Source organism: Idiomarina aminovorans, from assembly GCF_023155095.1.
Classification (GTDB): Bacteria; Pseudomonadota; Gammaproteobacteria; order Enterobacterales; family Alteromonadaceae; genus Idiomarina; species Idiomarina aminovorans.
Genome location: NZ_JAKNDA010000001.1, coordinates 25,080 through 37,040, shown reverse-complemented (window position 1 = coordinate 37,040; position 11,961 = coordinate 25,080). Strand labels below are relative to the sequence as shown.

The 11,961-nt window shown below is 47.6% G+C and carries 15 protein-coding genes and 1 tRNA gene; 6 read left to right on the top strand and 10 right to left on the bottom strand.

Features of this window, described 5'->3' with window-relative positions; translation table 11 throughout:
* Positions 1 to 2: 2 nt before the first annotated feature.
* The 5 genes from flgD to L8G48_RS00200 form a co-directional block, all read right to left on the bottom strand.
* Positions 3 to 686: a flagellar hook assembly protein FlgD gene (flgD, locus tag L8G48_RS00220; RefSeq protein ID WP_248262609.1), complete on the bottom strand. Its 684-nt coding sequence runs from the start codon at positions 684 to 686 to the stop codon at positions 3 to 5.
* Between the two features lie 14 nt (positions 687 to 700).
* Positions 701 to 1,153: a flagellar basal body rod protein FlgC gene (flgC, locus tag L8G48_RS00215; RefSeq protein WP_248262608.1), complete on the bottom strand. Its 453-nt coding sequence runs from the start codon at positions 1,151 to 1,153 to the stop codon at positions 701 to 703.
* 6 nt (positions 1,154 to 1,159) lie between these two features.
* Positions 1,160 to 1,564 carry a flagellar basal body rod protein FlgB gene (gene flgB / locus L8G48_RS00210; protein WP_248262607.1) on the bottom strand — a complete coding sequence of 135 codons (405 nt, stop codon included), beginning with the start codon at positions 1,562 to 1,564 and terminating at the stop codon, positions 1,160 to 1,162.
* Between the two features lie 94 nt (positions 1,565 to 1,658).
* Positions 1,659 to 2,495 (bottom strand): CheR family methyltransferase, encoded by an 837-nt coding sequence (locus L8G48_RS00205; protein WP_248262606.1) that lies wholly within the window; start codon positions 2,493 to 2,495, stop codon positions 1,659 to 1,661.
* An 83-nt stretch (positions 2,496 to 2,578) separates the two neighbouring features.
* Complete coding sequence (locus L8G48_RS00200) at positions 2,579 to 3,511, bottom strand: chemotaxis protein CheV (RefSeq protein WP_248262605.1); 933 nt, start codon at positions 3,509 to 3,511, stop codon at positions 2,579 to 2,581.
* Between the two features lie 171 nt (positions 3,512 to 3,682).
* Between L8G48_RS00200 and flgA the strand changes: the two genes are divergently transcribed.
* The 6 genes from flgA (at position 3,683) to L8G48_RS00170 (ending at position 7,167) form a co-directional block, all read left to right on the top strand.
* Positions 3,683 to 4,414: a flagellar basal body P-ring formation chaperone FlgA gene (gene flgA, locus L8G48_RS00195; RefSeq protein WP_248262604.1), complete on the top strand. Its 732-nt coding sequence runs from the start codon at positions 3,683 to 3,685 to the stop codon at positions 4,412 to 4,414.
* A 116-nt stretch (positions 4,415 to 4,530) separates the two neighbouring features.
* Positions 4,531 to 4,854 (top strand): flagellar biosynthesis anti-sigma factor FlgM, encoded by a 324-nt coding sequence (gene flgM / locus L8G48_RS00190; protein WP_248262603.1) that lies wholly within the window; start codon positions 4,531 to 4,533, stop codon positions 4,852 to 4,854.
* The gene (flgN, locus tag L8G48_RS00185) at positions 4,854 to 5,255 is read left to right on the top strand and encodes a flagellar export chaperone FlgN (protein ID WP_248262602.1); all 402 of its coding nucleotides are present in this window, start codon (positions 4,854 to 4,856) and stop codon (positions 5,253 to 5,255) included. The genes flgM and flgN overlap by 1 nt, the downstream gene beginning before the upstream one ends.
* A gap of 57 nt (positions 5,256 to 5,312) precedes the next feature.
* Positions 5,313 to 5,792 carry an LPP20 family lipoprotein gene (locus L8G48_RS00180; RefSeq protein ID WP_248262601.1) on the top strand — a complete coding sequence of 160 codons (480 nt, stop codon included), beginning with the start codon at positions 5,313 to 5,315 and terminating at the stop codon, positions 5,790 to 5,792.
* A gap of 97 nt (positions 5,793 to 5,889) precedes the next feature.
* Positions 5,890 to 7,053 (top strand): flagellar assembly protein FlgT, encoded by a 1,164-nt coding sequence (locus L8G48_RS00175; protein WP_248262600.1) that lies wholly within the window; start codon positions 5,890 to 5,892, stop codon positions 7,051 to 7,053.
* Positions 7,054 to 7,093: 40 nt separating this feature from the next.
* Positions 7,094 to 7,167, top strand: a tRNA-Arg gene (locus L8G48_RS00170).
* Positions 7,168 to 7,197: 30 nt separating this feature from the next.
* Here the strand turns inward: L8G48_RS00170 and L8G48_RS00165 are convergent.
* The 5 genes from L8G48_RS00165 to L8G48_RS00145 are packed head-to-tail and all read right to left on the bottom strand — an operon-like array spanning position 7,198 to position 11,960.
* A complete protein-coding gene (locus L8G48_RS00165) occupies positions 7,198 to 8,001 on the bottom strand; it encodes a sterol desaturase family protein (RefSeq protein WP_248262599.1) in 804 nt (267 codons plus the stop codon).
* On the bottom strand, positions 7,994 to 8,632 hold the full coding sequence (locus L8G48_RS00160; RefSeq protein WP_248262598.1) for a CDP-alcohol phosphatidyltransferase family protein: 639 nt from the start codon (positions 8,630 to 8,632) through the stop codon (positions 7,994 to 7,996). Before L8G48_RS00160 ends, L8G48_RS00165 begins: the two co-directional genes overlap by 8 nt.
* Positions 8,625 to 9,293 (bottom strand): ATP-binding cassette domain-containing protein, encoded by a 669-nt coding sequence (locus L8G48_RS00155; RefSeq protein ID WP_248262597.1) that lies wholly within the window; start codon positions 9,291 to 9,293, stop codon positions 8,625 to 8,627. Before L8G48_RS00155 ends, L8G48_RS00160 begins: the two co-directional genes overlap by 8 nt.
* Complete coding sequence (locus L8G48_RS00150) at positions 9,277 to 10,899, bottom strand: ABC transporter permease subunit (RefSeq protein ID WP_248262596.1); 1,623 nt, start codon at positions 10,897 to 10,899, stop codon at positions 9,277 to 9,279. Before L8G48_RS00150 ends, L8G48_RS00155 begins: the two co-directional genes overlap by 17 nt.
* On the bottom strand, positions 10,878 to 11,960 hold the full coding sequence (locus L8G48_RS00145) for an ABC transporter substrate-binding protein (protein ID WP_248262595.1): 1,083 nt from the start codon (positions 11,958 to 11,960) through the stop codon (positions 10,878 to 10,880). The genes L8G48_RS00150 and L8G48_RS00145 overlap by 22 nt, the downstream gene beginning before the upstream one ends.
* Position 11,961 lies beyond the last annotated feature (1 nt).

The following is an 11,961-nucleotide window of genomic DNA, read 5'->3' as shown; positions in this document are numbered from 1 at the left end:
TGTTAACTAATTTCAGTCACATCAGAAAGCTTGATGCCGCCTAATCCTTTAAGATTCAAAACCACACCGCGGTCACCACCGGTGCTGACACTTTGCACGCGAGCATGCATCTGTATGGGTAATTCTTCGGTCTGACCACCAACATTAGCGTTCACTGAGAAAGAGTAATTTCCGGCGGGTGCTTCTTCACCGTTAGACATTACCCCGTCCCACTCAAACTCTTTTGTGCCCTGAGCCATATCACCAACATCAACGGTTTTAACCAGTGCACCGGTTGAATCTTTAATATTGATCTTCACATTTTGCGCCGTCTGCGGGGTCGCAATCATGCCCGTTACGCCAGCGCCTGACTCCAGGTTAGCCTGGTCAGTTGGCACCAGCACTTTGCGCCCCACCATGGTCGAAGCCTGCAACGCCTGGTTTGAGGTCATGTCTGTTGCAAATTGGTCAAATCGGTCCGACAAGCCACTAATGCCCTCTGCCATCGTAAAGCTGGTCATCTGAGCAATCATTTGATCATTCTCAACCGGCTTAGACGGGTCCTGCATATTCAACTGCTCAGTCAGCAGTTTGAAAAAATCTTCCTGCTCCAGCTTTCCTTGCTCATCCGGATCAGCATATCTGGCATCGTCTTCTTTCTTCCATTTCATGCTGTCGATGAGAGAATTATTGCTTACGCCTTCCATTTGTTATCTCCTGCTTACCCTTGACCCAGACGCAATAAACGCTGTGTCATTGTTTTGGCAGTGTCCGCTACCTGCACATTGGTCTGGTAGGAACGCGAAGCCGAAATCATATTAGCCATCTCTTCCATGGTGTTGACGTTTGGCCGGTAAATGTAACCGCTTTCGTCAGCCATGGGATGATTGGGCGCATACTCAATTTGCAGCGGGTCCTGGCTCTCAACGATGCCCATGACCTTCACACCTGCTTCCTGACCCGCCTGCGTCTGATTGGTCAGACTATTCCCCCGGTAATTACCATTGGCATCAGCCAGAGCGGTTGCAAAAACCGGGTTTCTGGCACGATAGGTTTCATCAATACTGCTACTGACTGAGTTGGCGTTAGCCAGATTACTGGCCGTAGTATTCAGCCTCACTGACTGCGCACTCATGGCAGAACCGGTCACATTAAAAATATTAAGTAGACTCATGACGTATTACCTCCCTTGTCCGCCCAGGGCTTTCTTCACACCGCTGATGCGGCCATCGAGAAAGTTCATGGTCATTTCATATTCCAGTGCATTTTGTGCATACAAGTTTTGTTCCAACTGCACATCAACGGTGTTGCCGTCACCAGTATCCGGTTGGTTAGGAACCCTGAACTTTTCGGTGCCCTGGGCTTCAACCTCAACGTTGAAATGCTTGTCGTGAGTGCGTGCCATTTTATGGGTTTCCATTCCACGCTGTGCTTGTTGCAGCGCTTTTTGAAAATCCAGACCTTTAGCTTTGTAGCCGGGGGTATCTGCATTGGCAATATTGTTGGCAATAAGCTCCGCGCGCTGAGTGCGTACACCCAGCGTGTGCTGCTGTATTCCCATTAGTTTGTCCATGGAAAGTGCCATATTTTTGTCTCCACAGTGTTCGATAGTGAAAACAATGCAGGAAGCATGCCAATTTAAAGGAAGGTGTTTCTAACCAATTATTTTCTAAGGTAGGTTACTTTCTTTTGTAAATAATGCCGGGCTGGCAGCGAACCATCTCAAAATCGTCGGTCAGTCCGGAGATAGACTCTGAGGCACCGAGAAAAAGATAGCCACCGGGGTTCAGTGATTGCCGGAATTGGGCAATTATTTTCCGCTTTACATCCGGAGCAAAATAAATAAGGACATTACGGCAAAAAATGACATCGAATTTACCCAGCAAAGAGTAGCTGTCTAATAAGTTCAAATGACGAAAATGAATGAATTGCTTTAGCTCATCTTTAATTCTCATAGAGCCGGGCTTACTTGCGGCATCGGTAAAAAACTTTTTTCGCCGTTCTGCGGATAGTCCACGCGCCAGCGCGAGACTGTCGTATTCACCAATACCGCATTGCTCCAGCACTTTATTGGAAATATCTGTTGCTGTTACTTTTATGCCAGCCCGTAATGCGCCCGGGTTCTTCGCTTTATACTCTAAATATGTCATCGCAATGGAATAGGGTTCCTGCCCGGATGAACACGCTGCCGACCATATTTTCAAAGGTCCCGGATGTTGTTTATATTCGGGAAGAATTCTGTCGTTCAAAATTTCAAATGGATAGGTGTCGCGAAACCACAAGGTTTCGTTAGTGGTCATTGCATCAATAACCGCAGCGCGCAAAGCACGCTCGCTAATTTTCATAGAGCGCTTTACAAGCTCAGCTAAGGAGTCGACATTAAACCGCGCCATTAGCGGGCTTAGACGGCTCTTAACCAGGTACAATTTACTTTCACCCAGTACGATTCCACACTGGTGTTCGAGGAACTGACGAAATTCCTGATATTCCGATAAACTTAATTCGCGATCTATCACGTTATGTCAACAGCTTCCGTTTCGATTTTCATTCATAGCCTGACCTTTACGTCAGGTTACACATATGACCTGATGCAAACGCATCAGTCTACTACTGCATTAAGCCATTTTTGAACGGCTGTTGCCAGCTCATCCGGGTGAAATTTTGCAATAAAATCATCAGCCCCGACTTTCTTCACCATAGCCTGATTAAAGACGCCACTCAATGATGTATGCAAAATAACATGAATATCACTTAAATTGGGATCGGCTTTTATCTCAGCCGTTAAAGTATAACCATCCATAACTGGCATCTCCACGTCAGACACCAAAACGGGTACATGCGGGTGAACAGAGCCACCGACTTCTTTTGCTTTTTCTTTCAGATAATCCAGTGCTTCTTTACCATTCTTTTTGACTTCAAGCTTTATATCTAATGTCTGTAAGGCACGTTTTATTTGGTTACGGGCAACCGATGAATCATCAGTAATTAAAATCGTTAAATCTTCTTTTTTCACATTAATGGCTGCATTAGCGACTTCATCACTGACATCAGTATTCGCAGGCATAATGTCTGCCAAAATCCGTTCTACGTCAATAATCTCAATCAACTCGTCATCAACTTTTGTAATTGCCGTCAGATAAGCGTCTCTGCCAGTACCTTTAGGCGGTGGCATAACGTTTTCCCAATTGGTATTAATGATACGGTCAACGCCTTCAACTAAAAACCCTTGTATGGTCCGGTTGTACTCCGATATAACAACAAAGCGGTTCTGAATGTCCGTTAAAGCCCGCCCGCCTGTCGCCATGCTCAAATCAATAATGGATATGGTCTGGCCGCGAATGTGGGCGACACCACAAATGAGCGGATTGCGGTGAGGCATCGCCGTCAATTTCGGACACGGCAATACTTCGCGTACTTTAAATACATTAATACCAAAGCGCTGCTTACCGTTTAAATAGAAGAGCAAAAGCTCCAATCTATTTTGCCCGACCATTTGCGTACGTTGATTCACTGAATCGAGAATACTGGCCATTGTTCACTCCTGTTATATGGTGGCAGTGGCAGGCTATCTTTACTTCGGCACGGTATTTGCTTACATCAACAATAACCATACTGAAATTATCGAACTGCCGAACTTTTGACGTTATACCGTTTTTTTCGGCACTCGACCAGAGAACCTTAACGAAATACATCAGGATATTTTATGATAGTACGTAAATCGCTGCTGATCAGTTCGATTTTTTTTGTCGGTACATTTTTTTGTAGCTTTAATGCCGTTAACGCCAATGAGAGCCGCGCAAACGACAACTTGCGCTTCAATTACAAAGTTTTACAGGAAATGGCTCATAATTATGTGGCGCAGCGGGTTTCAGCACCGAATAACGGTCGTGTTGAAGTTGTTGCCAATAACCTTGACCCGCGAATGACACCAAAAACTTGTTCAAAACCACCAAAAGTTGAGCTGGCGAATAATGCAACGCTTGATAGCTATACAACAATAGAAATTGAGTGTCTGCCGGCACCGGGCTGGCGGACTTATGTGCCGGTTCGTGTTTACCGTTATAAAAATGTGGTCGCAGCGGCAGGCCCAATGTCTCCCGGGCAAATGATAAGTGAAGGCGACTTAGTTTTTTCCGAAGTGGATCTTAACCGGGTTCGCTCCAATGTCTTCACAGATATGAGTGTTTTAGTGGGAGCCCGTATTAAAAAGCGTATTGCAGCAGGCCAGGCTATCAATGCCAGCGATACGTGTCTTGTATGTGAAGGCCAAAGCGTTACAATAGTTGCTCAGGACAAAACCTTGCGAATTACTGCCGCCGGAAAAGCTTTAGCTGATGGTCTTAAAGGTGAGTCTGTTGTTGTTGAAAACGCACGTTCGAACAAGTCGTTGCAGGCTGTTGTCACAGGACTGAATGAAGTGACCGTCAACTTATGAAGCACTTACCCAGAACCTGACGTGAACACCGGACTACGTGCTGAAATTTTTATTTAAGTTTTTTAAAGTGTGGTCGACAACTAATCGATACATTCTATCCAGCGAGGCTAAAAACAATGCCAATTAATATCAACAATGCAGGCTTAAAAAACGCCAACATTGACAGCAAACCCAATAATCGCCAAGTGCAAAATGATGCTCAGCAAAAGCCTGCCGATGTATCATCAAAAGGCGGAGACGCGGTTTCTTTAACCAGCGAAGCGCAACAGCTTGGCAGCTTACAAGAAAAAGCCATGAACAGCAGCGGCGTAGATCAGGCCAAAGTTGACAAAATAAAAGCAGATATTGAAAGCGGCTCCTATAAAATTAATGTAGAACAGCTAGCCAATAAATTGGCTCAGTTTGAGTCTGATTTGTTCAGTAACGGTAATAGTGAATAATGGCCGTGCTGGCACCTGTTAATGACTTGCTACAGGAAATGGCGGATTCACTGGATACGCTTGCGCTACTACAGCAACGCGAACTGAACGCTATTGTTGATCGCCAGCACGCCGATGTTAACTCGGTTACGGCAGAGAAAGATAAAGTTTTAACACGCATTACTGAGCTTGATGAGCAGCTGAATCAGCACCCTGACAAAGAGCAGTTAAAAGATGATCCGGAATTGTCTGAAGCGGTCGCTGCTATTCAAAACACGTTGGCTGATGTTCAACACCAAAGTCAGGTTAATGAACGCGTGGTTCAAGCTACTTTGAACAGCATTGAGCAATTGAAGCAAACCATTTTGCAATCTGCACGAAAAGATACCCTCACCTACAACAGTAAAGGCAAAATCCGCTAAAGATTTTGACCGTTCAGCCGTTACAACCATAAGTACTTTGTTCAATCAGAGGTCGTTATGGCTAAGCATTTACTCTCTTTCGCGTTACTCGCATCTGCACTGTTATTAAGCGGTTGTAGTGCCTACAACAACTTAGCGCATGATCAAAAACACGTAGAATGGGAAACCCAGACGCCTGACAAGTTTCCTGTGCTTAATGCGGTTGGCTATGCGCCTATTGAAACCCAGCAAGGCGAAAACTCACGGCTTAAAGATTTAAATGCTATGCGCGCTTCAAAACTCGCTGCCTATCGCGAGCTCGCCGAGCAAGTCTACGGTCAACGAATTGCCGGCGGCAGTTCAGTTGAAAGCTGGGCGTTAAGCCAGGACAGCTTTCAGGCCTCTGTGGATGGTGTTATCCGTGGTGCTGAAGTGGTAAAAACCTATACCGTTGGCGAATACTATGCCACCGAGCTACGACTTGATTTCGAGAAAGTACACCGCTTGTATCAAAGCACCAACCGCCAGCAAAAAGTAAAGCGTGTGGTTTATTATTAAGCTCTGCTTAAGTTCATTAAACATGGCAGGGTTTTTGCAATTAATTCCGGTAGAAAAGGTAACGACTAAAAACTGACACTTGGGATGCATTAACGCCATGAACTGGAAAACCCTGCTGCTGATCACCTCTGTTTTTTTTATCGCTATGCCCAGCGAAGCGCGCTGGGTTGAAGCTAAAGGCACTGCTCGAATTATTAACGGTGATACCGATAAAGCGCGTGAAAAAGCAATTGAAAACGCTCTTCAGCAAGCCTTACTGACTTCCGGTGGCAATATCTCCAGTATTCAACAAGTTGTTGACGGGGTTCTGCGCAACACCGAAACCCAATGGAACAGCCAGGGCAATGTTGACCAGGTCACTATTATCCGCGAAGAAGTTCGTAACGACCGCGTTATTGTCCAACTGCGAGCCGATATCTGGAACCGCGAAGGGGATTGCACCCGCAGCAGCTACAAAAATTCAGTCACGGTTATTCCGTTTGAGTTGCGTGACCGCGCGCACGGCACCTGGGGGCAAATTTGGGAAATAGGCAAAGTAGCAGCAGAGCGTCTGGCTCGTGAACTGGGTGGCGTTGGCAGCCAACTTCATATTGCCCACACCTTACAACGTCATGCCGGTTTAAATCATGCTCTCAATGGTTTGAACCTTGAAGCGTTAGGCCGCATGGCTCGCAGCCTTGGTTTAGCCAATGACAGCCAGTTTGTCATATTTGGTCTGTTTGACGACCTGGCGATGATGGACACCAGCTCTGGCTGGCTTTGGTCCAGCGACCCCAATCGTCACTACGCCTTAACGCTTTACCTGCTGGATGCAACCACCGGGCAGCTGGTGACCCGTGCCCGGGTTGAAGATACCCAACCCTGGACTTTTGACCGCACTACTAACGTGGATGTTGCCACCGCTAAATTCTGGAATGAACCCTTCGGTGCAGCGCTTGATAGTGGCCTGCGCGACTTAGCTTCTGGGGTAAAAGAGCAAGTGGTTTGCAAGCCGGTGCGGGCGAGGATTATTGCGGTTGACGAGAACACACTGCAGTTCAATTTAGGTGAAAAGCACAATGTCACACCGGGCGACAAACTTAAAGTTGTTCAGCCCAGTCACTTTACTGATGACCAAGGGCGTTACCGCCAAAAATGGCAGGTCAGTGAATTTGAGGTTGAGGTATCCCAGGTGCAGCAGTCCACCGCTACAGCGGAACTCACCAAGGGGAACATGCTGCACAATATTCAGGTCAATGACTGGGTAGTGCCGGTTAACTAAGGATGAAACCCGAGTCAGCTTCTGGCATAATTCGCAACAAGTCCCCGTAGCTCAGTTGGATAGAGCGCTCGCCTCCTAAGCGAAAGGTCGCAGGTTCGACTCCTGCCGGGGACGCAAACTGTTTCTCGCCGTCTCAAGCTACTATTAATGGCTTTTAAAAGGAATCTTCAATAACCCCCAAAGCTTAGTGGTTACTTTTGAGTCTCTGTACTCTTTAAGACCAATATCAATGTGATCAGAACCCGCTTTTGCTTTGCCGGTATAACTTCTGAACAGGTGATCCCACCAACTGACACTAAAACCGTAATTGCTGTTGGTTTCTTCTTTTTCCACACTGTGGTGAATGCGATGCAGCTCTTGGGTAATAAGCACTTTTCGCGCCACTCGCTCTATTGGTTTGGGTAAGGCTACATTGCCATGATTAAACAGCGAGCAGGCATTAAGAATAACTTCGAATACTATCACCGCCAGTGCAGGAGCACCCAACGCCACAACAGCAACGGCTTTAATAATAAAACTCAACACAATTTCAGCAGGGTGAAAGCGCAAGCCGGTGGTCACGTCAAAATCAGGGTCGGCGTGATGAACCCGGTGCATGCGCCATAAAACAGGAACTCGATGAAATAGCCGATGTTGCCAGTAAATAACAATATCCAGTACCACAATGCTTGCGACTACTGCGACCCAGAAGGGTATCCCAGTTCCAGATTTGTTGATGGAATTTAAAAGCCCCCAGCCATTTTCCGCAGCAACAAGTGCCACGCCCGTCAGGCCAACAGGTGCAATAATTCTAAGCAATACCGTATCCACGGCAACTATGGCAAGATTCGCCGGCCAGCGCTGTTTACGACTGTGGCGGGGTTGTCGCTTCGGTGAGGAAAATTCCCACAGCACCATAATAAGCAAAACGCCAACAAAAATAATTAAACGCCAGGCGGTTTCAGACATTGCGGTTCTCCGGCTTTGCCGCTGGCTGCTTCAGTGTGCGATAACCTGCCACAATACGGGTTATTGCTGTCACCCAGCACCCGACGGCAAACACATAAGCCAATACGGCAAAATGTTGCGGCCATAGGCAAAAAACAACAAAAGCCAGAATCGTCTCGAAACCTTCGGTTAAACCACTCATGTAATGCAAAGACTTGCTCGGATAGGCGGGGTTTTCAATACCACGTTTGCCCGCCACGCTGGCAAAAGCCAGAAAAGTCGACCCTGTTCCCATAAAAGTCACTAACAAAACGCCGGCCGCAATTGCGTTTTGTTCCGGAGCTGCCAGCATAAAGCCAAACACCACGGCGCTGTAAAAAATGAAATCCAGCACAATATCGAGAAAGCCGCCGGCGTCCGTTAACTGGGTGCGTCTTGCTACCGCGCCGTCCAGACCGTCAAACAACCGGTTTAGCAAAATAGCGACCAATGCCAGTTGGTAGTACTCAAACGCCAACAACGGAACTGTCAGCAAGCCTATCAAAAAGCCGGCTATGGTCACCTGATCCGCATTCACTCCTAAACGCACCAGCATCCGGGCCGGAGTATTCAGGACTTTTCGGGTTACTGGAAGAATTTTGGGATCAAACATTGGCCACCTCTTGTTGTATCTCCCCCTGCTCTAGTTTAAGAATACGGCCGCAGGCATCCGCGCGATCATGGGTCACCAACAAAGTCGGTATTTCCTTTTCCTGTAACTGTGCAAACGCCCACTGCCTGACTTCTTCACGCAAATTAGCATCAAGTGCCGAAAAAGGTTCATCCAGTAACATTGCCTGCGGTTCTGCCAGTAACGAACATATGAGTGCAATGCGGGCGTACTGTCCGCCGCTTAAGCTATCGGGGTAAACGCTCCACTTCTCCCAAAGCCCTAGCTTTTTTAGCATGGTTGAGGCTTTTCCCTTCTGTTGTTTAACCGGCAGAACTGAGCGTGCCTTTTGTGCAAAAAGGCAGTTTTCCTTAACCGTTAAGTGCGGAAACAAACCGCCTTTTTGAAACATCATGCCCAACTGACGCTTTGCAATTGAAAGGTCGCCAATGTTTTTTCCGTTTAATGTCAGCTCGCCCTCAATACAGAAATAAGGTAATGACTCGCCTAAAACCCAACGCAGTAAAGTGGACTTACCCACACCGCTGGGGCCCATCAGGGTGACAATTTCACCTTTATTAATCGTCAACTCTTCCACGCTTAACAAAGGTGTCATAGCACTGTCTGACAGTGTCCCAATGTTAAGGTTACGAATGTTCAGCATAGCTTTGGGTCCTGATTAAACCGATAGCAACAAACACCACCAGCGGTAACAACATCTGTAGTAACGCGTAAAGGCTGCCGATGCGCCAGTCTCCGCCACTGGCAACACTAACGGCTTCGGTCGTTAATGTGGGAGTAAGCCCCTGCCCCAGCCATTGAGTTGGCAGATATTGGGCAATACTGACCGCAAAGGCCACCGCAAAAGCCACGGCGATAGGCTGCTTCAACATTGGCAGCATAATTCGCCACCAGGCCTCACGTGCAGAATACCCCAGGCTTTGGGCCCGGGTGAGCCATTGTTGGTCAAAACGAACATAGGCACCGTATAAGACCAGATAAGAGTATGGCAAGGTATAAACAGCGTGCGACCAAAGCACCCAGCCAATTTGCCAACCGTCACTCAACGGCTCCCTGAGCACAAATTGCCAACCTAATATTAAAGGTACCTGGGGAATAAACAACGCAATCAGCACCGGCCAGTAAAAAGCGTTTGCCGCTTTTTGTCGTTGTCTTTGTAATAAAACAATTGCCGCAAGGGTACCGAACAGCGCACTGGTCAGTGCCAGCCAAAAACTGTAGCTAGCGGGCTCGGCTAAATAAGGCCCTTCTGTTTGCCAACGCTCCAGGCTTAGAGAGGCAGGCCACAGGGTTGGATAAAACCAATGTGACGCTAAGCTCTGCAGCGCTAAAATAACGATAATGGCGAGCGCCAGAATACCCAGTAATGCCCAGACGTATTGGCTGGCCTTATTCGAGTTCCACCAGGCCGAGCGTGTGTTTACTTTTTTGCACAACACCAGACAACGGTACATGGCTGCATGCCGGGTGTTAATCAGCAGTAAAACGAAAGCCATAGCCAATAAAACCCAGGCACCTGTTATTGACTTAACCTGGCTGTCGGTCGAAAACTGAAACGTCCATTCATACACTCGCTGCGCCAGCAGGGCTTGTGTATTACTGCCAACCAGCAACGGAATATCAACCACTGAAAGTGAGTAAATGATCACTGCCGCCATAGGCAGGGTTAGGCGGCGCAAAAGTTCAGGAGCAACAATACGCCACCAGGCCTGACGTTCACTGTAACCGCAGCTCTGGGCTTGAGTAAGCCAGGAGCTTACCGGTAACTGCTTTAACTGAGCCGATATCATTAGCAATAAAAACGGCAGCTCTTTTAACACCAGCACAACCATCACGGTTACTAGCGACTTTTCCGGCAGCGGCCAGCCTGCAGGCGGGCTCGGGAACAGGCCGCTAACGCTATCAACTAAACGAATCAGCCAGCCCGACGGGCTCATTAACAGCATAAGCCCGACCGCAAAAGATACGTGAGGAATGGACAGCAAAGGCGAGAGCAACTGTTGCAAACGTGGTCTCTGCAGTAACCCGGGCGCCATCCATAACGCCAAATAACAAGCTCCCAGGGGCGCAACAACCGCCAGCATAAAACTGCCGACGATAGATTCATACTCAGACAGTAAGTTCACTAAAGCCGCTGAGTTAACAACGGTTTGCGGATGAAACGACGAGAGCAGCAGAAATAGCACACCGCTGCCAATGGGTAAAATAATCAGCAGTAACCAGACAACTATTGATAGCGTGCGGACCATTCCCGCTCCAGATAGTCCTGCCAGCTGGCATGAAAGTCATTGGTTGGCTCTAACAACGATGAGCCTTTACCTTCGCTTTGCGGTTTGTTTTTGAGAACGGAAGGATCGCCCCAACGGTTAATATCCGCTTTTCGTTGCTGCGCTTTTTCTGACAACAAAAACTCAATCACCGCTTTAGCTTCTTCCGGGTTACGAGAGCTGATCGGAACCGCTAAATAATGTGTATTGGTTATCGCTTTGTCAGATAAAGTATGGCGTTCAACGCCCCCGGGCAAACGCCCATGATTGACCAAAACTTTATAGTCATTGGGGTTAAAACTGACCGCCATCAGTAACTGACCATTTGCCAGGTATGATATTTGCTCGCCGGCCGACGATGGAAAATTTTCGCCCTGCTGCCACAGGAGCGGGTGCAGTTTATCCAGGTAGTTCCATAATGGCTCAGTCAGTGCTTTTGCAGCCACACTGTTTCTAGGCTGCTGAAATACCTCGCGTTGCTGCGAGTGCAACGACAACAACAGCGACTTTAAAAAGGTGGTGCCATGGAAATCTGGTGGTTTGGGGTAACTAAGGCGACCTTTATTATCCCAGGCGACGTTAAGCAGCGCTTCCGCACTCACTGTATTTTGGGCAAAAAGCCCCGGGCGGCTAATCAGGTTAAACTGCCCCACGCCCCACGGAACTTCCAGTCCATTAACCGACTCGCCAAAGTCGGTTTGCCAGTTCAGTTCCGGATTAACCTGATTTATGGCTTTAATCTCACCCACTACAGACCTTAAAGCCCCGGCTTTTTTCAACGCATGAAAGTTTTCACCGTTTATCCAGATAAGGTCAGCGTTCGACTGACCCTCAATCAGTTGTTTCACCACTTCAGATGCATCCGCCACTTTATTATGCCGCAGTTGAATACCTTCAGCTTTCAACTCCTTTTGAGCCCAGCGTAAGTAATTATTAACTTCCTGCGAACCACCCCAGGCATAGAAATTAACCACTTCCGCTTTTAGCGGCAGCGCCATGCACAGCGAAACAAGCAATAAACTGATGGCAGTAATAAAACGCATA